Origin of the sequence: Roseburia sp. AF15-21 (assembly GCF_003479505.1) — a bacterium.
GTDB lineage: Bacteria > Bacillota > Clostridia > Lachnospirales > Lachnospiraceae > Roseburia_C > Roseburia_C amylophila.
Map to the genome: position 1 here is coordinate 1 of NZ_QUHG01000001.1, position 24,479 is coordinate 24,479.

Sequence of the window (24,479 nt, forward strand, 5' to 3'; positions counted from 1 at the left end):
CAGCGTAGCAGCCAATAAAACTGCTACGCTTAAAAGTCTAACTTTTTGGGGTCACATCAGAAAATCAGATTCCCTTTTAGTAGTTCTTCTTGAACTTTTACTTTGCCAGCAGCATCATGATATCGTTGCTACGCTGGATGAATTTTGTCATAGCATCTACGGATAATGGCTGGTTGCTTAAAACAGCTAAATCGTAAAGCTGCTGACAGAACATTGGTACATGCTCGGAATCTTTGTGATTTAAGATGTACTGGACCAGAGGATGACTGGTATTTAAGGTCAGTGTCTGGTCTGCCGCAAACATGGAAGTATCCATACCGCCCATGCCATTCATGGCATACATTTTCATCATATCCTGCATACGTCTGCCTTCCTCGGAGAGAGTAATAACAGAAGCAATGTCGGGATTTTTCAGTTTGGCAGCTTTAATCGTAAGCTTATCATTCTTTAAAGTATCTTTGAATACTTTGGACAGTGTTTCTTCAGTCTCTTTAGTCTCTTCAGCATTTTCTTCTTTCAGGGAATCGGTAAGGTCTGCATCGATTCGCATGAATTTGAATTTCTCATTACGCTGCTCTAACTGGCTGATGAAGGAGGTATCGATATTGTGATTTAAGATAACTGCATCCATGCCCTGTTCCTTGAACATCTTGATATACTGTCCCTGCTGAACCGGATCGGTAACATAGTAAATCGGTTTTCTTTCATCCTTTTCGTCTGAGTCAGAAGCAGTATCAGCGGTCTTATCAGCATCAGACACATTGTCTGAAGCGGTATCTTCAGCCTTTGTATCTTCGGTATTTCCTTCCGTATTTTCTTCTGCTTTTTCGTCTTCTTTCAGAAGCTCCGGAAGAGTAAGGTACTTATCGTCTAAGTTCTTAAAGAGAATGTAATCATTCATCTTGTCACAGAACTTGGTATCTTTTAAGCAGCCGAATTTGATAAATGGGCTAATGTCATCCCAGTATTTTTCGTAGCTTTCCTTTTCGGTCTTGCACATACCGATTAATTTATCTGCAACTTTTTTACTGATGTAATCGGAAATCTTCTTTACAAAGCCATCGTTCTGCAGGGCACTACGGGAAACATTAAGCGGAAGGTCAGGACAGTCAATCACGCCCTTTAAGAGCATTAAGAATTCCGGAATCACTTCCTTAATGTTATCTGCGATAAATACCTGGTTATTATATAATTTAATAGTTCCTTCGATGGAATCGTATTCCGTATTAATCTTCGGGAAGTACAGAATACCTTTTAAGTTAAATGGATAGTCCATATTCAGGTGAATCCAGAATAAAGGCTCTTTATAATCCATAAATACTTTCCGGTAGAAAGCTTTGTATTCTTCGTCAGTACACTCGCTTGGGGTCTTGGTCCAAAGTGGGTTTGTATCATTTAATGGAACCGGACGTTTTAAAATCTTAAGTTTTTCGGTCCTTGGAGATACTTCTACGACTTCTTTTTCGCCATTTTCATTTTCTTTTTCTTCAGTTTTTGCTTCTTCCACGATTGTTTCAATGACAGTATCGGTATCTAATTTATCTTCCGGTTTGATGGTCTCATACTGTGGCTCATCATTTGCTTTGGTCAGATAGATTGGTACCGGCATGAAAGAGCAGTACTTCTCAATGACTTCTCTTGCACGATATTCGTTGGCAAATTCCAAAGCATCTTCATTTAAGAAAAGAGTAATTTTGGTGCCGACTTCGGTACGGTCACTGTCTTTCATATCAAATTCTGTGCCGCCATCGCATTCCCAGTGAACAGCAGCAGCACCATCTTTATAAGAAAGGGTATCAATGTGAACCTCATCTGCAACCATGAAAGCGGAATAGAAGCCCAGTCCGAAATGACCGATAATCTGGTCTTCATTGGCTTTATCTTTGTATTTCTCCAGAAAATCAGTAGCACCGGAGAAGGCAATCTGGTTGATATATTCTTCTACCTCGTCAGCAGTCATTCCAAGACCGTTATCAATGAAGGTAAGGGTTTTATCGTCCGGGTTGACAATAACGTGGATTTCAGGCTTATAATCGGCTGGAAGGGTATATTCTCCCATCATTTCCAGCTTCTTTAATTTGGTAATGGCATCACAGCCATTGGAAATCAGTTCACGATAGAAAATATCGTGATCGGAATACATCCATTTCTTTATAATTGGAAAAATGTTATCGCTGCTAATTGATAAATTTCCATGTTTATTACTCATTTAAAACACTCCTTTTCTTTCTCTATATAATTTCTTACTTTATTTTGCAGTGTCAGACTACAAATCCTAATAGAAATATTATACTTTGCAAATTTAAAAGTCAATAGAAAATTAGCACTCTTTAAAAAAGAGTGCTAACAAAAATCTGCAACACCAGTATTTATTGGACGTTGCGGATTTCTTAAAAGTTTATAAACTTTCTTTTTAATCATTTTTTCATTCAGATTTAACAGCTTTATCTGGGCTTAAATTGCTTTCCTGGCAGATATAAATAGGCCGTTTTTTGACCTCCATATAAGTGCGGGAAAGGTAGGAACCTAAGATTCCGATGCACAGAAGCTGGATACCTCCGATAAAGATAACGATACATGCCATGGACGGCCAGCCGAAAGCGGAGCCACCGAATAAAAGCTGCCTTACAATAATAAAGATAATGGCAAGGAAGGAAATGATACACATAAACATTCCGGTAAAGGATGCAAGCTTCAACGGAGCTGTAGAGAAGGATATCATTCCGTCTAAGGAGTAGCGGACCAGCTGGAAGAAAGACCATTTGGTTTCTCCGGCAATCCGCTCTGTATTTTCAAATTCAATCCATTTGGTACGGAAACCGACCCAGCCAAATAACCCCTTGGAAAAGCGGTTGTATTCATTTAATTCTAACAACGCATCCACAAAAGGACGGTTCATCAACCGGAAATCTCTGGCACCATCTACGATATCTGTATCGGACATTTTGCGGATAAGCTTATAGAACATCCGGGCAAAGAAAGAGCGGACAGGCGGTTCTCCTTTGCGGTTTACCCGTCGTGTGGCAACCGAATCATAGCCTTCTTCCCGGATGGCATGAAGCATCGAAGGAAGCAGGGAAGGCGGATCCTGTAAATCTGCATCCATAATGGCAGTATAATCACTGGTTGAATTTCTCAGACCGGCATAAATAGCCGCTTCTTTTCCAAAATTACGGGAAAAGGAAATATAATATACACTGTTATCGGAAGAAGCAAGCTTCTTTAGGGTGGCAAGGGTATTGTCCGTTGAGCCATCATTGATAAACAGCAGCTTAAGAGAAATCTCTGTAAGCTGTTGTCTGATTTTTGAGATCTCTTCGTAAAAATACGGAAGTGCTTCTTCTTCGTTATAGCAGGGTACAATAATCGTCATTGTTTGCATAAAAGAATCAATCCTTTGCAAGGTTCTTGTTGGCAGTAGAGAGCATCAGTTTGATACGGTTCAACTGGTTTACTTCACTGGCACCCGGGTCATAGTCGATAGCCACGATGTTAGAAAGAGGGTACTGGTGACGCAGTTTCTTGATAACACCTTTACCAACCACATGGTTTGGCAGACAGGCAAATGGTTGTGTACATACGATATTATTGGTTCCGGTATGAATCAGCTCTAACATTTCGCCGGTTAAGAACCAGCCTTCACCGGTCTGGTTACCCTGTGATACAATCTCAGAAGCATATTTTGCCAGTGTTTCAATGTGGGCAGGTGGATCAAAGTGTTCACTCTTTTCAAATTCGTCACGGGCAGCGGAACGGAGCCATTCGAAAAATCTGATACCGAGGTTTGAGACTCTTGCGGATTTCCTGCTCATGCCAAGGTGTTCTGCTTTAAAGTTCTGGTTATAGAAGCAGTAGAGCAGGAAGTCGGTAAGGTCAGGAACAACAGCCTCAGCACCTTCGGACTCCAGTAAGTCTACCAGATAATTATTTGCGGCTGGAAGAAATTTAACCAGAATCTCACCAACGACACCAACCTTAGGTTTCTTAATGTCTTTCATCGGAAGACGGTCGAAGTCACGGATGATTTCACGGCACATCTTCTTGTATTTCCGGTGGGAGACAAAGCCCTTTCTGGAAATAAATGCAATGACACGTTCCTTCCATTTCTCATGAAGTGCATTGGCAGAACCAGGTACTTCCTCATAAGGTCTGGTGCGGTAGAGACAGCGCATGAAAATATCGCCAAACTCTAAGGCATAAAGACCGTGCTGGATAAGCTGTGGTGTAAATTTAAAGCCAGGGTTCTTCTCTAAGCCGCTTAAGTTGATGGAAATAACCGGAACGTCTTTATAACCGGCTTTTTCCAAGGCACGGCGGATGAAACCGATATAGTTGCTGGCACGACATCCACCACCGGTCTGTGAGATTAAAATTGCAGTCTTTGTCATGTCATATTTTCCGGACATAACAGCACTCATAATCTGACCGACAACCATAAGGGAAGGGTAGCAGGCGTCGTTATTTACATATTTTAATCCCACATCCACAGAGTCGCGGTTATCATTATCAAGTACAACCAGATGATATCCGGCAGCCTGGAAAGCAGGCTCTAAGAGTTCGAAATGAATCGGTGACATCTGCGGACAGAGAATTGTGTAACTGTCACGCATTTCTTCGGTAAATACCACACGGTTAAAGTTAGCAGGAACGATGGTACGTTTTTCATGACGTTTTTCTTTGACACGGATAGCAGCAAGAAGAGAACGGATACGGATTCTTGCAGCCCCTAAGTTATTTACCTCATCGATTTTCAGGCAGGTATAAATCTTGCCGGATTTGCTTAGAATGTCATTGACGCAGTCTGTTGTAACGGCATCTAATCCACAACCGAAGGAATTCAACTGGATTAAATCAAGGTTATCCTGTGTCTTTACAAAGTTTGCTGCAGCATACAGTCTGGAGTGATACATCCATTGATCCATAACGATAAGCGGACGCTCTACTTCATGGAGATGTGCTACGGAATCCTCTGTAAGTACAGCTAGACCATAGGAATTAATCAGTTCCGGAATACCATGGTTGATTTCCGGATCCACATGATATGGACGGCCGGCAAGTACAATACCACGTTTCCCAGTCTCTTTTAAATATGCTAAAGTTTCTTCGCCCTTGCGTTTGATATCCTCTCTGGCATTGGAAAGCTCCTGCCATGCAGTTCTCGCGGCAGCTTTGATTTCTTCTGCCGGAATGGAGAACTCTTCGGTAAAGGTATGTACTAACTGCTCGGTCAGAACGTCAAGGTTGGTAAATGCCATAAACGGATTTAAGAAACGAACCTGACCTGAAGTAATTTCATCTACATTATTCTTGATATTTTCGGCATAGGATGTAACAATCGGGCAGTTGTAGTGATTGTTAGAATCCGGGAATTCATTTCTTTCATAAGGAATACATGGGTAGAAAATGAAATCTACCTGATGCTGAATCAGCCAGGATACATGACCGTGGGCAAGTTTGGCCGGATAACATTCGGACTCGCTTGGAATGGAATCAATACCCAGCTCGTAAATCTTTCTGGTTGACTGTGGAGAGAGTACTACTTCAAATTTTAAAGCTGCAAAGAAGGTTGCCCAGAATGGGTAATTCTCATACATATTTAATACTCTCGGAAGTCCTACGGTTCCGCGGGTGGCTTCTTCTTTCTTCAGTGGAGGATAAGCAAAAAGCCGTTCATTCTTATATTCAAAAAGGTTTGGAATATTTTCTTTATTCTTTTCTTTGCCAAGTCCACGTTCACAACGATTACCGGTAATGTAGGAACGGTTGCCGGAGAAACGGTTGATGGTTAAAAGACAGTGGTTGGTACATCCCTGACAGCGGGTCAGCTTGGTATCAAAGGTCAGTGCATTGATTTCATCAATGGAAAGCATGGAAGTCTGGTAACCTTCCTCATGACGCTCCCTTGCAATTAAAGCAGCACCAAAAGCACCCATGATTCCTGCAATATCAGGTCTTACTGCTTCACAGCCGGAAATTTTTTCAAAGCTCCGGAGTACCGCATCATTGTAGAAGGTTCCACCCTGAACTACGATATGCTCACCTAAATCCTTTGCATCGGAAAGCTTGATAACCTTGAAAAGAGCATTCTTGATAACGGAATAAGCAAGACCGGCGGAAATATCAGCAACACTTGCACCTTCCTTCTGAGCCTGTTTTACCTTGGAATTCATAAATACGGTACAACGGGTTCCAAGGTCAATTGGGTTTTCAGCAAATAAAGCTTCTTTGGCAAAATCCTGCACACTGTAATTTAATGATTTTGCAAAAGTCTCGATAAAGGAACCGCATCCGGAAGAGCAGGCTTCATTTAACTGAACACTGTCAACGGTCTGGTTCTTAATCTTGATGCATTTCATATCCTGACCACCGATGTCTAAGATACAGTCTACATCCGGGTCAAAGAATGCCGCTGCATAGTAGTGGGCAACGGTTTCTACCTCACCGTCATCCAGCATAAGGGCAGCTTTTAATAAAGCCTCTCCATAACCGGTGGAGCAGGAGTGTACAATATGTGCATCCGCCGGTAATAAGGAATAGATTTCCTTGATGGATTTGATTGCAGTAGCCAGAGGACTTCCGTTGTTGCTGCTATAGAAAGAATAGAGAAGAGAACCGTCTTCTCCTGCCAGTGCAATTTTGGTTGTGGTGGAACCGGCATCAATTCCAAGATAGCAGTTTCCTTTGTAAGTAGAAAGGTCCGCTGTCTTTACATTGTGTCCGTTATGACGGGCAGTAAAGGCGTCATAGTCAGCCTGGGTTGCAAAAAGAGGCTCCATACGGGCTACTTCAAATTCCATTTTAATATCAGAAGACAATTTGTCTAAAATATCGGATAAATCGTAAGTGACATCTTCTTTATAATTTAATGCAGAACCAATGGCTGCAAACAGATGGGAATTTTCCGGTGCAATAATGTGTTCATCATCCAGTTTTAAGGTACGGATGAAAGCTTCCTTTAATTCAGAAAGGAAGTGCAGTGGTCCACCTAAGAAAGCAACGTGACCACGGATTGGTTTTCCACAGGCAAGACCACTGATGGTCTGGTTTACGACTGCCTGGAAAATAGAAGCAGATAAGTCCTCTCTGGTAGCACCTTCATTAATCAATGGCTGGATATCGGTTTTTGCAAATACACCGCATCGTGCAGCAATCGGATAGATGGCATCATAATTTTTGGCATACTCATTCAGACCGGATGCATCTGTCTGGATCAAAGATGCCATCTGGTCAATAAAGGAACCGGTACCACCGGCACAGATACCATTCATACGCTGCTCAACATTACCACCTTCAAAATAAATAATTTTGGCATCCTCACCACCAAGCTCAATGGCAACGTCAGTCTGTGGCGCATAGTCCTGTAAGGCAGTAGATACGGAAATAACCTCCTGCACAAACGGAATGCCAAGATGCTTGGCAAGGGTAAGTCCGCCGGAACCGGTAATCATCGGTGCCAGCTTTAAATTCCCAAGCTTATCAAATGCCTTTTTTAATAAATCCGTTAAGGTTTCACGGATATTGGCAAAATGTCTTTCATAGTCTGCAAACAGCAGCTCGTTATTTTTTCCAAGAACAGCAATTTTAACGGTTGTGGAACCGATGTCTATTCCCAGTTTGTTAAGATTTTTGTTTTCCATAATAATCACCCTGTATTAGTCTGTTACTTCATATTAATAATGTGTTTCATAAATTCCAAAACAAAATCCATTATACGACAGTATTTTTCAAAAAACAATTCCTAATAAAAGAATTTATGGATTGTTTAGAAATAGTGGGGAATCTGAAATTTTTATGAAGAAATCCCAGTGTCGTTGACAAATCTTTGGGGATACTTCTATAATAGTAGACAGATTGCAATAAACTAATTTATGAAATATGAGGTGTAATATGAATTTTTTGAATAAAATGGAGCGCAAAATTGGAAAATACGCCATCCCGAATCTGATGATTTATCTGATTGCAGCATATTGCATCGGATTTGTGATTTATACGGTAAATCCGAACTTTATGTTGATGCTGACCTTAAGCCCTTATCACATTCTGCATGGACAGGTATGGAGACTGATTACCTGGATTCTGATGCCGACAGACACCAGAGTATTCTCACTGCTGATTATGGCGCTTCTTTATTATCAGCTTGGTTCTGCACTGGAACGGAGCTGGGGCACGTTCCGTTTTAATGTTTATATTTTCGGCGGAATGTTATTTACCGTAATCGGAGCGTTTATTTTATATGGAATATATGCAGCAGCTGGAACAGGAAGCTTAGAAACAATTTCATTGATTTCAAGCCTTACTTTCACTACGAATTATATCAATCTGACCATATTCCTTGCCTTTGCGGTCATGTATCCGGAAATGCAGATTTTACTGTTCTTTATTATTCCGGTAAAAATGAAGTGGATGGCAGTGGTATATGCAGTACTGATTGCGATTAATCTGATTTTAACCAGCTGGGGCGGAAGAATTGCTATCATTATGTCTATTTTAAATTTCCTGATTTTCTTCCTGTCTACCAGAAATTACAGAAGGGTATCCCCGAAGGAAATTCACCGGAAGCAGGTATTTAAGGCTCAGATGCGGGAGCCGAGGAGAGGCGGCATGGTGACAAAGCATAAATGTGCAGTCTGCGGAAGAACCGAGCTGGATGATCCAAACCTGGAATTCCGTTTCTGCTCCAAGTGCGATGGCAATTACGAATATTGTCAGGATCATCTGTTTACCCATCAGCATATTAAGCACAGCTAGAAAAGGAAAATGCGACCGGACAACATTTTGACGGAACATTTTGACGGAACTCCAAAAATCGTTATTGATTTAGCGGACGTTTGACTTTATAATAGATATATTAGCGAAGAAACGAACCCAGGAGGAAGACAAAATGGAAAACGAAGCTGTCTCCAAGAATTTTATTGAGCAGATTATCGACAAAGATTTAGCAGAAGGACATTGCAAAACGGTGCATACCAGATTTCCACCGGAGCCAAATGGCTATTTGCATATCGGACATGCCAAATCTATTCTTTTAAATTATGGACTTGCACAGGAATATAACGGCTTATTTAATATGCGTTTTGACGATACCAATCCGACCAAAGAGCGAAGCGAATTCGTAGAGTCAATCAAAGAGGATATTAAATGGCTGGGTGCGGATTGGGGCGACAGATTGTTTTTTGCATCCAATTATTTTGATCAGATGTATGAAGCAGCTGTAAAACTGATTAAGAAAGGGAAAGCATATGTTTCTGACTTAAGCGCAGAAGAGATGCGCGAGTACCGCGGAACCTTAAAGGAGCCGGGAAAAGAAGATCCGTCAGCCGGTAGAAGTGTAGAAGAGAACTTAGAACTGTTTGAAGCAATGAAAGATGGCAGGTATGCAGACGGTGAAAAGGTATTGCGTGCCAGAATTGATATGGCTTCTCCAAATATGAATATGCGTGACCCGGTTATTTACCGTGTGGCACATATGACTCATCAGAATACAGGGGATAAATGGTGCATTTATCCGATGTATGATTTTGCACATCCAATCGAGGATGCCATTGAAGGAATCACACATTCTATCTGTACGCTGGAATTCGAAGACCATAGACCTTTATATGACTGGGTTGTCCGTGAGTTAGAGTATGAGAATCCACCAAAGCAGATTGAGTTTGCAAAATTATATCTTACCAATGTGGTAACCGGTAAGCGTTACATTAAGAAGCTGGTAGAGGAACATATTGTAGATGGATGGGATGACCCGCGTCTGGTATCCATTGCCGCTTTGAGAAGAAGAGGCTTTACACCGGAGTCTATTAAAATGTTCGTAGAGCTGTGCGGCGTTTCCAAGGCAAACAGTTCGGTAGATTATGCAATGTTAGAATATTGTATCCGTGAGGATTTGAAATTAAAACGTTCCCGCGTGATGGCAGTATTAGATCCAATTAAGGTTATTATTGACAATTATCCGGAAGATCAGATAGAATACTTTGATGTGGTCAATAATATGGAAAATGAAACTCTAGGCAGCCGTAAGGTTCCGTTTGCAAGAGAACTTTACATTGACAGAGAAGATTTCATGGAAGAACCGCCGAGAAAATATTTCCGTATGTTCCCGGGTAACGAAGTGCGTCTGATGCATGCATATTTTGTGAAATGCAACAGCTTTGTAAAAGACGAGAACGGAAAAGTGACAGAGATTCACTGTACCTATGACCCGGAATCCAGAGGCGGAAACAGCCCGGATGGAAGAAAGGTAAAAGGAACCATTCACTGGGTAGCAGCACCAACCGCAGTGAAAGCAGAGGTAAGATTATACGAAAATATTGTGGACGAAGAGTTGGGCGTATATAACGAAGACGGAAGCCTGAACTTAAATCCGAATTCTCTTACCATATTAAAAGAGTGCTATGTAGAGCCAGGTCTTGCAGATGCAAAAGGATATGACAGCTTCCAGTTTGTACGACAGGGATATTTCTGCGTAGACGCGAAAGATTCAAAAGAAGATGCACTGGTATTTAACCGCATCGTTTCACTAAAGAGTTCTTATAAACTGCCAGCTCAGCAGTAGAGCGGAGGAATAGATATGAATTTATTTTCTGGATTGGAAAAATTCGGAATAAAGGCAACTGACAGTACAGACCTTTATGCCGATGAGAAAGTAGCAGAAAAGAAAACAAAAGAAAAAGTAGAAACAGCCGTAGTACAGCCAAAGGAAGAGGATTTCCTTTTAGATAAGACCGTGCGCTGCCCGGTATGTGATAAAGAATTTAAGACGAAAATGGTAAAAGCCGGTAAGGTGAAGCGATTGGAGCCGGATGCAGATTTGAGACCGAGACAGCAGTATGTGGATTCTTTGAAATATGATGTGGCATCCTGCCCGAATTGCGGATATACTTCACTGAATCGTTATTTTGAACATATTACCATGGGTCAGATTAAATTGATTAAGGAACAGATTAGCCGGAATTTTCATCCGCAGGCACCATCTGACGATGCAACATGGGATTATGATAAGGCAATTGAAATGCATAAGTTATCCCTGTTTAATTCGATGGTAAAGAAAGCGAGAACCAGTGAAAAAGCATATAACTGTCTGATTCTTGCATGGTTGCTTCGCACCAAAGCAGAGGAATTAGAGACTGCCGGTAAAAAAGAAGAGGCAGCAGCCTGCAGACAGGAAGAGGAATCTTTCTATAAAGAGGCCTATGATGGCATGATGAAGGCAGTAAGTACAGAGATGTTCCCGATTTGTGGAATGGATCAGAGTACTATGGATTATCTTCTTGCAAATATGGCATTCCATTATAAGCAGTATGATATAACATCAAAATGCTTAAGCCGTGTTTTGAGTTCCGCAAGTGCAAATCGTAAGATTAAGGATAAATCCTTGGAATTAAAAGAAATTATTTTAAAAGAGCTTAAGAAAAACCGATAGGTGGATAACGGGATGAAGGAATTATGGATTGATTTACAGCCGGATTCTCCACACGCACTTTATGAGCAGATTTACGAATATATTCGTAAGGATATAGCAGACGGTAAGATTTCCCCGGGGGAAAAATTACCGTCTACTCGTTTTATGGCCAAAAATCTGCAAATCAGCAGGAGTACCGTGGAACTGGCATATGAACAGCTTACAGCAGAGGGTTATATTGAACCAAAACCCTGTGCAGGCTATTTTGTATGCGATATCAGCATGCTGTATCAGCTAAGCCGTGGACAGGAAAAGCCAGAAGAGGGAAGACTCATGGAGCGGCAGAAAAAGCAGTATGAAATCAGTTTTTCTCCTTATGAGATTGACCGGAAGCATTTTCCCTATGGAATATGGTATCGGATGCATAAGAGTGTAGTGCCGGAGGATAACCCGGATTTATTGCTTTCGGGAAATCCAAAGGGAGAACTGAATCTTAGAATGGCAATCAGCCGCTATCTCTATCAGGCGAGAGGGGTAGTCTGCGATGAAAAACAGATTCTTATTGGTGCCGGTAATGAGTATCTTCTGTTATTGTTAGCTCAGATTATGGGGCGGGATAAGAAAGTGGCAATGGAGAATTATACTTATTTGCAGGCATATTATACTTTCTGTAATATGGGATATCGGGTGCTGGCAGAAGAAATTGATGAAGATGGAATTTGTATGGAGGCTATCCGGAAAGAAAATCCGGATATGGTTTATGTCATGCCATCCCATCAGTTCCCGTTGGGAAATGTCATGCCGCTGCGAAGAAGGCTGGAACTTTTACAGTGGGCGTCTGAAGGAGAAGAACGTTATATCATAGAAGATGACCACGATAGTGAGTTCCGTTATAAAGGAAAGCCGATTCCGGCTTTGTGGGGAAATGATACCGGAGAGCATGTGATTTATATAGGAACTTTTTCAAAAAGTATTGCACCTTCTCTTCGAATCAGTTTTATGGTATTGCCCCATTCCCTGATGGAGCGGTACCACAGTTCCTGTGGTTTCTATGCCTGTACGGTGCCGCGGAACAGTCAGGAAGTATTGTGCCATTTTATGGAAGAAGGGCATTTTGAACGGCATCTGAACCGTATGCGTAATAACTATAAGAATAAGCATGATACTTTTATGCGTCTTTTAAAGCAGGAAGACTGGGTCTGCCGCATTTACGGTGATAATGCCGGCCTGCATGTATTGGTAGAACTGGATGTGAAGTGGAAGGAAGAAGAAGTGGTAGAGCAGGCGAGAGAGCAGCATATTGAAATTCATGGACTGGGTGAATATGTGATTCAAAAGCCAAAGGAAAAGAAAGTTCCGACACTGGTGCTTGGATATGGTAATCTGACAGAAGATGAAATGGAACAGGGTCTTGCTGTATTAAGAGAGATTCTGGATAAATAAAAAAGACATTACATATCGGCGGCTGTCGAATGTAATGCCTTTTTTACATTCTATATTGCGTTAGAAAATTCTATTTCTGGTTATTTTTTTCTAATTCCTGCATTTTCATAGCACGAACTTTTAATGGAAGACCAAACAGTGTGATGAATCCATCTGCATCATGGTGATCATAAAGGTCTCCGGTTGTAAAGCTTGCCAGTGACTCACTGTAGAGAGAGTATGGAGAAGTTGTTCCGGCTTTGATGATGTTTCCTTTGTAGAGCTTGAATTTCACTTCACCGGTTACATATTCCTGGGTAGACTCAACGAATGCCTGAACTGCTTCACGTAAAGGTGTGAACCATTTTCCTTCGTAAACAATCTGAGCCATACGATTGCCCATATCTTTTTTAACATCCATAGTAGCACGGTCTAATACGAGTTCCTCTAACTGACGATGTGCTTCCATCAGGATAGTTCCGCCAGGAGTTTCATATACACCACGGGATTTCATACCAACAACACGGTTTTCTACGATATCGATGATACCAATTCCATGTTTGCCGCCTAAACGGTTTAATTCACGGATGATATCGGAAACTTTCATTTTCTTTCCATTAACAGCAGTAGGAACACCTTTTTCAAAGGTCATGGTTACGTATTCGCCCTCATCCGGAGCTTTTTCCGGAGAAACACCAAGAACTAAAAGGTGGTCATAGTTTGGCTCATTTGCAGGATCCTCTAACTCAAGACCTTCGTGGCTGATGTGCCATAAGTTACGGTCACGGCTGTAGCTCTGGTCAGTAGAGAATGGAAGATGAATGCCATGTGCTTTGCAGTATTCAATTTCGGATTCACGGGAATCCATTTTCCATTTGTCATCACGCCAAGGAGCAATAATTTTAATATCAGGAGCAAGTGCTTTGATAGAAAGCTCGAAACGAATCTGGTCATTTCCCTTACCGGTTGCACCGTGGCAGATAGCAACAGCATTTTCTTTTCGTGCAATTTCAACTAATTTCTTGGCAATACCAGGACGAGCCATAGAAGTTCCTAAGAGATATTTGTTCTCATATACGGCATCTGCCTGAACACATGGAACAATATAGTCATCACAGAATTCATCTGTAATATCTTCAATATATAATTTGGTTGCACCGGATAATTTTGCTCTTTCATCAAGACCATCCAGCTCTTCACCCTGTCCGCAGTCAACGCAGCAGCAGATTACTTCATAATCATAATTTTCTTTTAACCATGGGATGATAGCGGTTGTATCAAGTCCACCAGAGTACGCTAAAACAACTTTTTCTTTCATAATAATAGGTATCCTTTCTTCAGATGTTTTTTAACTAGGATTAATATACAACAAAAAAAATAAATACGCAAGCGAAAAAATATACATAATCTGCTTATAAAAATGCATAATTATATACAAAGGGTACATATTTATGTATAAAAAACGGATAATATATTAATAAAAGAAGACTTATAGAATCATAAATTAACTGAAAAAGCGTGAAAACAGAAAATAGTACTTGCATAATGAATAAAACGAATGTATAATTATGCACTGTAAATGGCATGTAAATTCCATGTGTGCCATAATCTTAAGAAGAAAGAAGATGTAAAAATGATTAAAGCAGGAATTATCGGAGCAACCGGATACGCAGGAGCAGAACTGGTAAGAATTCTTATGGGACATCCTTCCGTAGAGATTAAGTGGTATGGCTCCAGAAGTTATATAGATAAGAAGTACGCAGATGTTTACCGTAATATGTTTGAAATCGTAGAGGATACCTGCCTTGATGATAATATAGAAGAGCTGGCAAAGCAGGTGGACGTTATCTTTACAGCAACACCGCAGGGATTCCTTGGTTCTGTATTGAATGAGAAGATTTTATCCGAGACAAAGGTAATTGATTTGAGCGCAGATTACCGTATTAAAGATGTGACTACTTATGAAAAATGGTATAAAATTGAGCATAAGAGTCCACAGTTTATTGAAGAAGCCGTTTACGGACTTTGCGAAATCAATCGTGAAAAGGTGAAAAATGCAAGACTGGTAGCCAACCCGGGATGCTATACCACCTGTTCTATTTTAACCGCATATCCGTTGGTAAAAGAGGGACTGATTGATGCCAATACATTGATTGTGGATGCAAAGAGCGGTACTTCCGGTGCAGGACGTGGAGCAAAGGTCAATAATCTGTTCTGTGAAGTAAATGAAAATATGAAGGCATATGGCGTGGCAACCCACAGACACACACCGGAAATTGAAGAACAGTTAGGTTATGCAGCCGGAAAAGAGATTACCATCAGCTTTACACCACATCTTGTTCCAATGAACCGTGGTATCTTAGCAACAGAGTACGCATCACTGGTAAAGAAAGCAGACGGAAGTTATCCAACCAAAGAAGAGATTCGTGCAGCTTATGAAAAATATTATAAGAACGAGAAATTCGTCAGGGTATTAGAGGATGGTGTGTGCCCGGAAACCAAATGGGTAGAAGGAAGCAACTATGTAGATGTGAACTTTGTAGTAGATGAGCGTACCGGAAGAGTGATTATGATGGGTGCGCTGGATAATCTGGTAAAAGGAGCAGCCGGTCAGGCGGTTCAGAATATGAATTTATTATTTGGATTAAAGGAATCGGAAGGTCTCGAACTGGTACCGATGTTCCCGTAAGCAGGAGAGAATATGGCAGAAGCTACATATATATTAAGAACAATGAAAGAAGACGATTTTAATGAAGTCCATGCACTCTGGATGAGCATTCACGGATTTGGCATCCGGAGCATTGATGATTCGGAAGAAAATGTGAAACGTTTTATCCGAAGAAATCCGGACACCAGTATTGTGGCATGTATGGATGGAAAAATCGTAGGAGCTATTCTTTGCGGACAGGATGGAAGAAGAGGATGCTTTTATCATGTATGCGTCCATGAGGATTACCGGAAACATGGTATTGGAAAAGCAATGGCAATGATGGCAATGGAAGCATTGAAAAAAGAGGGCATCAACAAAGTAAATCTGGTGGCATTTACCAGTAATGAGCTGGGCAATGGATTCTGGAAGAATATGGGCTGGACATTCCGGAAGGATATGAATTATTATGAATTTGATTTGAATCCGGAAAATGTAACTGTATTTAATCCATAAATAAATTTGGAAAGCAGACAGCTTAAGATAAAAGACAGAGGAAAGCAGGACAGGAGGCATATTATGAAAAAAGTAGAAGGCGGCGTTACCGCAGCAGAAGGTTTTCAGGCAGCATCCACAGCAGCAGGTATTAAGTATAAAGACAGAACAGATATGGCAATGATTTATTCCACAGAGCCATGTGCAGTTGCCGGAACATTTACCACGAATGTCGTAAAGGCAGCACCGGTAAAATGGGATAAGGACATTGTAAAGAACAGTGCATTTGCACAGGCAGTTGTAGTAAATGCCGGAATTGCCAATGCATGTACCGGAACAGAAGGATTAGGATATTGCAAAGATACCGCAAAGAAAACTTCAGAGTTAATGGATATTCCGGAGGATGCAGTTCTTGTGGCATCCACAGGAGTAATTGGAAAACAGCTTCCGATTGACCGTATCTGTGCCGGTGTGGAACAGATGAGTAAAAAATTAAGTGGTGATTTAACTAGTGGACATAATGCAGCACTTGCTATTATGACAACAGATACCCATGAGAAAGAGGCTGCAGTGGAGGTAGAGCTTTCCGGTAAGAAGGTTACCATCGGTGGAATGTGTAAAGGCTCTGGCATGATTCATCCGAATATGTGTACCATGTTAAGCTTTATCACAACAGATGCGGCAATTTCAAAAGAAATGTTGCAGGAAGCACTGAGCAGTACCGTAACAGATACTTATAACATGATTTCCGTAGATGGAGATACTTCCACCAACGACACCTGCCTGGTACTGGCAAATGGTCTTGCAGGCAATGAAAAAATCAAAGAGAAGAATGAAGATTACGAAACATTCTGTGAAGCACTTTATTATGTCAATGAAGCACTGGCTAAGATGATGGCAGGAGATGGCGAAGGCGCAACTGCTTTATTTGAAGTAAAAGTAGTGCATGCGGCATCCAAAGAAGATGCGGTTATCTTAAGCAAATCCGTAGTAACATCAAGCCTTACCAAGGCTGCAATCTTTGGACATGATGCTAACTGGGGAAGAATCCTATGTGCATTGGGCTATTCCGGCGTGGAATTTGATCCGGAGCAGGTTGACCTTTACTTTGAAAGTGCAGCCGGCAAGCTGATGATTATCAAAGATGGTGTTGCCGTAGATTATTCCGAGGAAGAGGCAACTAAGATTTTATCTGAAAAAGAAGTAACTGCCATTGCAGATATGAAGATGGGTGAAGCCTGTGCAACAGCATGGGGCTGTGATTTGACCTATGATTATATTAAAATAAATGCGGATTATCGTTCTTAAAAAAGATTTGATTGAAAAAATATACGAAAAAAGACTTTTTAAGAAAAGGAAAGAGGATTGGACAGATGGAAGAAAACAGTATGCAGGAAATATTGAAAAAAGCTGAGGTATTAATTGAGGCATTGCCATATATCCAGCGTTTCAACCGCAAAATTATCGTAGTAAAATACGGCGGAAGTGCAATGGTAGATGAAGAGTTAAAGCAGAGCGTTATCCAGGATGTAACTCTTTTAAAACTGGTTGGTTTCAAACCGATTATCGTTCATGGTGGCGGTAAGGAAATCAGCAAATGGGTTGCAAAAGCCGGAATGGAGCCGGAATTTATCAATGGACTTCGTAAAACCGATGCACCTACCATGGAAATTGCAGAAATGGTTCTTGGAAAAGTCAATAAATCACTGGTTCAGATGGTAGAAAAGCTTGGCGTGAACGCAGTAGGTATCAGCGGTAAAGATGGTGGACTGCTGAAGGTAAATAAGAAATTATCCAATGGACAGGATATCGGGTATGTGGGTGAAGTTAAGGAAGTAAATCCAAAGATTTTATATGATCTTCTCGAAAAAGATTTCCTGCCGATTATCTGCCCGGTAGGTCTTGATGATAATTATGATACTTACAATATCAATGCGGACGATGCAGCGTGTGCAATTGCCCGTGCCGTACAGGCGGAAAAACTTGCATTCCTTACAGATATTGAAGGTGTATACAAAGACCCGGATGATAAATCTACACTGATTTCCGAACTTAAGATTTCAGATGCACACAAGCTGATTGAAGATGGTTATATTGGCGGCGGAATGCTTCCAAAATTAAATAACTGTATCGATGCCATTGAAAATGGTGTGTCCAGAGTACATATCTTAGATGGTAGAATTGCACATTGTCTGTTACTGGAAATCTTTACAAACCGAGGAATCGGAACAGCAATTTTAGGAGATGCGGAGGAAAAGTTTTATCATGAATAAACAGGAATATATGGATTGTGAAGATAAAGCATTATTACATACTTATAATCGTTTCCCTCTGGTATTAGATCATGGTGAGGGCGTATATCTTTATGATACCGATGGAAAGAAGTATCTTGATTTTGCGGCAGGTATTGCGGTAGAAGCGTTAGGATACAGCAATGAAGCATATAAGCAGGCATTGAAGGATCAGATTGATAAAATTACACATACTTCAAATCTTTATTATAATGTCCCGATTATGGAAGCTGCAGAGAAATTCTTAAAAGTTTCCAAAATGGACAGGGTTTTCTTCACCAACAGTGGAGCAGAAGCCATTGAGGGAGCAATTAAGGCAGCAAAAAAATATGCCTATACCAGAGATGGTCATGCAGACCATGAGATTATAGCCATGAACCATTCCTTCCATGGAAGAACCCTGGGTGCATTATCTGTAACCGGAAATGCCCATTACAGAGAACCGTTTGAGCCACTCTGCGGTGGTGTGAAATTTGCTGATTTTAATGATATTGAAAGTGTAAAAGCTCAGGTAACAGAAAAAACATGTGCCATTATCTTTGAAACCGTGCAGGGAGAGGGTGGAATTTATCCGGCAGAGGAATCCTTTATGAAAGAGATTTCAGCACTCTGCAAAGAGAAAGATATTCTTCTTATTTTAGATGAAATCCAGTGTGGAATGGGAAGAACCGGAGAAATGTTTGCATGGCAGCATTATGGAATCAAACCGGATATTATGACCAGTGCCAAGGCATTGGGCTGTGGAGTGCCGGTAGGAGCTTTTGCCATGACAGAACGTGTGGCAGAGAAATCCTTGGCACCGGGTGACCATGGAACCACATATGGAGGTAATCCGTTTGTCGGAGCAGCGGTCAGTAAGGTAATGGACTTATTTGAAGAATTAAAGCTTACAGACCATGTAAAAGAAATCGCAGTTTATCTGGAAAGCGAACTGGATAAGCTGGTAGAAGAATATGATTTTATTACAGCCCGCCGTGGTATGGGACTGATGCAGGGGCTTGTAAGCACAAAACCGGTTGGAACCATCGCGGCAGAAGCATTAAAAGAAGGTTTAATTATTATAACAGCCGGCGCAGATGTAATCCGTATGGTGCCGCCACTTGTGATTGAAAAAGAGCATGTGGATGAAATGATAACGAAACTGAAAAACGTACTGGATCGTATGTAGGCAGGGTATATGAAAAAGAAAACAAAGGAAATCATAGAAACAACAACGCTGGCAGTGGGAGTTATCCTGCTGTCAGCGGCTGCTTTTTACAGCAGCAAAGAAACAGGGAAAACAGAGTTAAAAACAGACAGAAAAGAGCAGATAACATCTGAGCAGGAAACAAAAGAAGCATATGAAGCAGCACAAAAGGAGCTATCCTTTTGGTACAGCGATGCAGACTGCAGGAATTATTTTGAACAGTGTGCAGTGGATTATTATGCCAAAACCGGTATCGCAGTGGGAATCCGTTATGTAGATGAGGAATCTTATCTTGAACAGATTTATGATGCAACAATGACGGAAGAAGACTATCCGGATTTGTATCTTGCCTGGAATGATGCAAAAGACAAGGCGTATTTATATGGTGTTGCAACGGAAGAAGAATACCCATTGTTTTTTGATACACTGGTGATGGTATATCAGAAAGAGAATTTCCCGGAAGCACCGGAGAGTATTTCGGAAATTTTAGGCTATGGACAGAATAACCTTTTAGGAGAAGGTGTAGGAAATCTGCTGGAATGGAATGTGGCAGATGGATTTTATGATTATCCATTTGTGGGGACTGAAGTGGAATGGAATGAGACGGACTATACCCTTTTGACGACATATGGAGAAAAATATAATGATGAATTAACTTTCTTTAAAAACCTTTCGGAAACTGTGGGAATTGATACGGATGAAATTAGCAGAACTCAGGTGGTGGAGAATTTTAATCAGGGAGCATCTTTGTGTGCAATCATTGATTCTGATGATTTAAATAAGATGACAGCAGAAAATTATGGCGTTTGCGGGCTGCCGATGTTAGACGATACCACACCGATGCAGGGGGTTGCCAGAGCGGGGATTCTTTTGGTAAATGAATTTTCGGGGGAAAAAGATATGGCGTCTGATTTTGCTGCTTTTATAGAAAAAGAAGAAGTGGATACCCTGCATGCAATGACTGGTCATATTTCTACAGATGAAGGTGCCAGCCGGGATGAAGCAGAACAGGCAGCTTTTATGCAGTATCAGAACAGCCAGCTGGTACCGGATGCTGCAAATGCAGGTGAGTTCTGGTCAGAATTTACAAGGCAGATGAAGGCATTGTGGAATGGTGGAAGCCTGCCACAGGAATAATTTGAAAATACTACTTGTATAAAGGGCAAATTTTCGTTAAAATAGAAAACAGTAAGCATTAGGGGACTTTCTTGCATAACAGAATTTATGTAAGGGAGTGATACAGATGAAAAAAGTCGGGTTATTAGCTCTGGCTTTATATTGTGGGATTATATATACGGCATGTGGAAAAGAAGATACCGTATATTTTGAGCCGGATACGCAAATGGAGAGTGAAGAGGTTACAGAAGCTGTCTTATGCCCGCCGGCTTCTTGTTATGTATATGTCTGTGGTGAGGTAGTGCACCCGGGAGTATATGAAGTGGAAGATGGAGCCAGAATCTGCGATGTATTGGAGCTGGCAGGAGGTTTTAACGAGGCTGCAGCAAAAGAGGCACTCAATCAGGCAGAACCGGTTGTTGACGGACAGATGATAAAGGTGCCGGATCAGGAAACTTACCTTTTACAGCAGACAGGGAGTGCTGATTCGGCAGCAGAGCCGGAGGATGGCAGAATCAATCTGAATACTGCATCAAAGGAACAGCTTATGACACTTTCCGGAATTGGAGAATCAAAAGCTGAGACAATTATTTCTTACCGGGAAAAAAATGGCGCATTTCAGACTATTGAAGATTTAATGAATATTCCCGGAATTAAAAATGGCGTTTTTGAAAAAATAAAAGATAATATAAGGGTTAACTGAGGTGTAAAATGGCAAAAAAAGTTCTGGTTGTGGACGACGAAAAATTAATAGTGAAAGGAATCCGTTTTTCATTGGAACAGGATGGAATGGAAGTAACCTGTGCGTATGATGGTGAAGAGGCACTGCATCTGGCACAGGAGAATAAGTTTGATATGATTTTACTGGATATCATGCTTCCGAAGATGGATGGATTTGAAGTGTGTCAGGCAATCCGGGAGTTTTCTAATATGCCAATTGTCATGCTGACAGCAAAAGGCGATGATATGGATAAAATCTTAGGACTGGAATATGGTGCAGATGATTATATTACCAAGCCGTTTAATATTCTTGAGGTGAAAGCCAGAATCAAAGCAATTATGCGAAGAACTGCTGCCAGTGAACCGAAGGAAGAAAATTCCAAAGTGATAGAGAGCGGCGATTTAAAATTAGACTGTGAGAGCCGCAGACTGTTTGTCCAGGGAAGAGAGATTAATCTGACAGCCAAGGAATTTGACTTGTTAGAACTTCTTGTTATGAATCCGAATAAGGTATACAGCCGTGAGAATCTGTTGAATCTGGTATGGGGTTATGAATATCCGGGCGATGTCAGAACGGTGGATGTTCATGTGCGTAGACTGCGTGAGAAGATTGAACCGAATCCGAGTGAGCCAAAATATGTGCATACGAAATGGGGTGTAGGTTATTTCTATCAGAAATAACAGCGATAAGCAGAGGATGAAGGTACAGACTTATGAATAGAAAAAAAGGTATTCGTAATTTTTTGAAAAGCATGAAATTCCGGCTGATTTGTCTTTTTATGCTGATTGGTATTTTGACCGGAATTTTAATCCGGACCGGAATTTTAACTGCGTATGAGAAACATGCGGTTTCTAACCGGAGTGTAGATGTAATTGGTCAGGCAAAGATTCTTGCAAACCAGATGGTATCCACAGATTATATCAATGGAGCGGAGTCGGAAAGCATCACTTCACAGTTGCAGCAGATGTCACGTATTTATGATGGAAGAATTCTTCTGATAGATTCTTCTTTTCATATTATAAAAGATACTTATGATCTGGATACCGATAAAACAATTATTTCAGAAGAAGTCATAAAGTCATTCCGCGGTGAGGATTCTATGAATTATGATGTGGATAATCATTATGTGGAAATGACTATTCCGCTGACTACAGATAACGTAGAGTCAGGGGAGAAGAGTATTATCGGAGTGCTTCTTATCAGTGTTTCGACAGATAGTATTCTTGCCAATCTGGAATATATGAGAAATGCTGCATTAGTGCTTCAGATTTTCGGGGCAGTTTTACTGTTTGCAGTCAGCGTATTTTTATCCGTTCGTCTGACAAACCCGTTGAAGAATATGGCATCCTCTATTGCTGAGATTCAGAATGGATATGGAACCAGTGATGGGGAGCTGATGATTAAGGATTATTCTGAAACAGTTCAGATTTCGGAAAAATTTAATAAACTTTATAGCAGAATGAAGATGCTGGATGACTCCAGACAGGAATTTGTGTCCAATGTGTCCCATGAGCTGAAAACACCGCTTACTTCTATGAAGGTACTGGCAGACTCACTGAATGGACAGGAAGATGTTCCGGTAGAACTGTATCGTGAATTTATGTTAGACATTGGAAATGAAATTGAACGTGAAAATAAAATTATCAATGATTTGCTCTCGCTGGTTAAGATGGACAAGTCTGCATCAGATTTGAATATCACGTCAGTTAACATCAATGAGATGCTGGATTTGATTTTAAAGAGATTAAAACCGATTGCGGAAAAACAGCATGTAGATCTGGTGTTGGAAAGCTTCCGGCCTGTTACAGCGGAAATTGATGAGGTAAAGCTGACGCTTGCCATTACCAATCTGGTGGAAAATGCAATCAAATACAATAAGGAAGACGGTTGGGTACATGTGTCCCTGAATGCAGATTATCAGTATTTCTATCTTAAGGTAGAGGATTCCGGCATCGGTATTCCGGAGGATTCCTTAGAGCATATTTATGAAAGATTCTACCGCGTAGACAAGTCCCATTCCAGAGAAATAGGTGGAACCGGACTTGGACTTGCCATTACAAGAAATGCAATATTAATGCACCGTGGTGCAATTAAGGTATTTAGTACAGAGGGTGAGGGAACGCTCTTTACTGTGCGGATTCCGCTGAATTACATTGCCTAGGAGGTCTGGCATGAAGAAAATTGCAGGATGGCTGGGTTTTATCCTTCTGGTATCGCTGTTCACAGGGTGTGGCAGACAGGAGACGGATGACCCGGCGTATCATATTTATTATCTGAATAAAGAAAAAACAAAAGTGGTAGAGCAGCCATATGATTTAAAAGAGGGCAAGACAGAGGACATGATAGCCACTCTTTTAGATGCGTTGTGCACCAATACGGATAGCGTGGAGTATCAGAAACCGGTTCCTGGTGATGTTACAATTACAGACTGGTCACTGGAAAGCAATCAGCTGTTCCTTTACTTTAATGGTAATTATTCCAAAATGCAGTCTACGGATGAGGTGTTGTGCCGGGCAGCAGTGGTAAAGACACTGGTACAGCTTCCGGATGTAAAATATGTATCTTTTTATGTGGGAGATGCACCGTTGGCAGACAGCCGGGATAATGTAATCGGACTGATGACAGAAGAAAGCTTTGTTGAGAATCCGGGAAAACAGATTAATTCCATTCAGACAACAACATTACATTTATATTATGCAAATGCTGATGGAAACGGACTGGTAGAATGCGAAAAAGAAGTACAGTATAGCAGTAACATTTCCTTGGAAAAACTGATTATGGAGAATCTTTTAAAGGGACCGGATGATAAGAATTTGAAAGCACCACTTCCGGAAGGAACAAATCTTGTCAATGTTACGACAACCAATGGAACCTGCTATGTTACATTAGATGAGGCGTTCCTGAATCAGAATTATGAAATACAGGAGCCAATTGTCATTTATTCTATTGTAGACTCTTTATCGGAGATTTCAACCATCAGTAAGGTGCAGATTTCTGTAAATGGAAAGACCAGCGGTGTTTACCGGGATAGTTTTGCATTAGACCAGCTTTATGAACGGAACCTTGACTATGTGGTAAGTGCAGATGAGAACGAGACGGTATCTACAGAAGCACAAACAGAAGAGACACCTTAGGAGAAGGTCTTAAGAAGAAGTATCTTATAAGTAACATATTAAGAAGAAACATCTTAGAAAAATATTTAG

The 24,479-nt window shown here is 41.0% G+C and carries 18 protein-coding genes; 14 read left to right on the top strand and 4 right to left on the bottom strand.

The window, feature by feature from the left end; translation table 11 throughout:
• Window positions 1-97: 97 nt before the first annotated feature.
• The 3 genes from htpG to DWW33_RS00015 form a co-directional block, all read right to left on the bottom strand.
• The gene (htpG, locus tag DWW33_RS00005; RefSeq protein ID WP_118638615.1) at window positions 98-2,209 is read right to left on the bottom strand and encodes a molecular chaperone HtpG; all 2,112 of its coding nucleotides are present in this window, start codon (window positions 2,207-2,209) and stop codon (window positions 98-100) included.
• 216 nt (window positions 2,210-2,425) lie between these two features.
• Window positions 2,426-3,382, bottom strand: a complete 957-nt coding sequence (locus DWW33_RS00010; protein ID WP_118638616.1) for a glycosyltransferase family 2 protein — start codon at window positions 3,380-3,382, stop codon at window positions 2,426-2,428.
• A 7-nt stretch (window positions 3,383-3,389) separates the two neighbouring features.
• Complete coding sequence (locus DWW33_RS00015; protein ID WP_118638617.1) at window positions 3,390-7,637, bottom strand: 2-hydroxyacyl-CoA dehydratase; 4,248 nt, start codon at window positions 7,635-7,637, stop codon at window positions 3,390-3,392.
• A gap of 250 nt (window positions 7,638-7,887) precedes the next feature.
• Between DWW33_RS00015 and DWW33_RS00020 the strand changes: the two genes are divergently transcribed.
• From DWW33_RS00020 to pdxR, 4 genes are all read left to right on the top strand, one after another.
• Window positions 7,888-8,748 (top strand): hypothetical protein, encoded by an 861-nt coding sequence (locus DWW33_RS00020; RefSeq protein ID WP_117840928.1) that lies wholly within the window; start codon window positions 7,888-7,890, stop codon window positions 8,746-8,748.
• Window positions 8,749-8,881: 133 nt separating this feature from the next.
• Entirely contained in the window at window positions 8,882-10,552 is a 1,671-nt protein-coding gene (locus DWW33_RS00025; RefSeq protein WP_118638618.1) for a glutamine--tRNA ligase/YqeY domain fusion protein, read from the top strand.
• 15 nt (window positions 10,553-10,567) lie between these two features.
• Entirely contained in the window at window positions 10,568-11,419 is an 852-nt protein-coding gene (locus DWW33_RS00030) for a DUF2225 domain-containing protein (protein ID WP_117840930.1), read from the top strand.
• 12 nt (window positions 11,420-11,431) lie between these two features.
• Entirely contained in the window at window positions 11,432-12,841 is a 1,410-nt protein-coding gene (pdxR, locus tag DWW33_RS00035) for a MocR-like pyridoxine biosynthesis transcription factor PdxR (RefSeq protein ID WP_118638619.1), read from the top strand.
• Between the two features lie 70 nt (window positions 12,842-12,911).
• Here pdxR and DWW33_RS00040 read toward each other — a convergent pair whose 3' ends face one another.
• On the bottom strand, window positions 12,912-14,138 hold the full coding sequence (locus tag DWW33_RS00040) for an argininosuccinate synthase (RefSeq protein ID WP_022243105.1): 1,227 nt from the start codon (window positions 14,136-14,138) through the stop codon (window positions 12,912-12,914).
• 315 nt (window positions 14,139-14,453) lie between these two features.
• Here DWW33_RS00040 and argC point away from each other — a divergent pair, with 315 nt between their 5' ends.
• The 10 genes from argC to DWW33_RS00090 all read left to right on the top strand — a co-directional run bounded on the left by argC (window position 14,454) and on the right by DWW33_RS00090 (window position 24,410).
• A complete protein-coding gene (gene argC, locus DWW33_RS00045) occupies window positions 14,454-15,509 on the top strand; it encodes an N-acetyl-gamma-glutamyl-phosphate reductase (protein WP_118638620.1) in 1,056 nt (351 codons plus the stop codon).
• A 12-nt stretch (window positions 15,510-15,521) separates the two neighbouring features.
• Window positions 15,522-15,983: a GNAT family N-acetyltransferase gene (locus DWW33_RS00050; protein WP_117696967.1), complete on the top strand. Its 462-nt coding sequence runs from the start codon at window positions 15,522-15,524 to the stop codon at window positions 15,981-15,983.
• A 63-nt stretch (window positions 15,984-16,046) separates the two neighbouring features.
• Window positions 16,047-17,270: a bifunctional glutamate N-acetyltransferase/amino-acid acetyltransferase ArgJ gene (gene argJ / locus DWW33_RS00055; protein ID WP_022243102.1), complete on the top strand. Its 1,224-nt coding sequence runs from the start codon at window positions 16,047-16,049 to the stop codon at window positions 17,268-17,270.
• A 65-nt stretch (window positions 17,271-17,335) separates the two neighbouring features.
• Window positions 17,336-18,235: an acetylglutamate kinase gene (gene argB / locus DWW33_RS00060; RefSeq protein ID WP_022243101.1), complete on the top strand. Its 900-nt coding sequence runs from the start codon at window positions 17,336-17,338 to the stop codon at window positions 18,233-18,235.
• The gene (locus DWW33_RS00065; RefSeq protein ID WP_117696970.1) at window positions 18,228-19,421 is read left to right on the top strand and encodes an aspartate aminotransferase family protein; all 1,194 of its coding nucleotides are present in this window, start codon (window positions 18,228-18,230) and stop codon (window positions 19,419-19,421) included. Before argB ends, DWW33_RS00065 begins: the two co-directional genes overlap by 8 nt.
• A 9-nt stretch (window positions 19,422-19,430) precedes the next feature.
• Window positions 19,431-20,576 (top strand): hypothetical protein, encoded by a 1,146-nt coding sequence (locus DWW33_RS00070; RefSeq protein ID WP_118638621.1) that lies wholly within the window; start codon window positions 19,431-19,433, stop codon window positions 20,574-20,576.
• 106 nt (window positions 20,577-20,682) lie between these two features.
• Window positions 20,683-21,258 carry a helix-hairpin-helix domain-containing protein gene (locus DWW33_RS00075; RefSeq protein ID WP_117696976.1) on the top strand — a complete coding sequence of 192 codons (576 nt, stop codon included), beginning with the start codon at window positions 20,683-20,685 and terminating at the stop codon, window positions 21,256-21,258.
• A gap of 8 nt (window positions 21,259-21,266) precedes the next feature.
• On the top strand, window positions 21,267-21,956 hold the full coding sequence (locus DWW33_RS00080; RefSeq protein ID WP_022243097.1) for a response regulator transcription factor: 690 nt from the start codon (window positions 21,267-21,269) through the stop codon (window positions 21,954-21,956).
• 32 nt (window positions 21,957-21,988) lie between these two features.
• Window positions 21,989-23,437, top strand: a complete 1,449-nt coding sequence (locus DWW33_RS00085) for a sensor histidine kinase (RefSeq protein WP_022243096.1) — start codon at window positions 21,989-21,991, stop codon at window positions 23,435-23,437.
• Window positions 23,438-23,447: 10 nt separating this feature from the next.
• Window positions 23,448-24,410 (top strand): GerMN domain-containing protein, encoded by a 963-nt coding sequence (locus DWW33_RS00090; protein ID WP_118638622.1) that lies wholly within the window; start codon window positions 23,448-23,450, stop codon window positions 24,408-24,410.
• The last annotated feature ends 69 nt before the right edge of the window (window positions 24,411-24,479 follow it).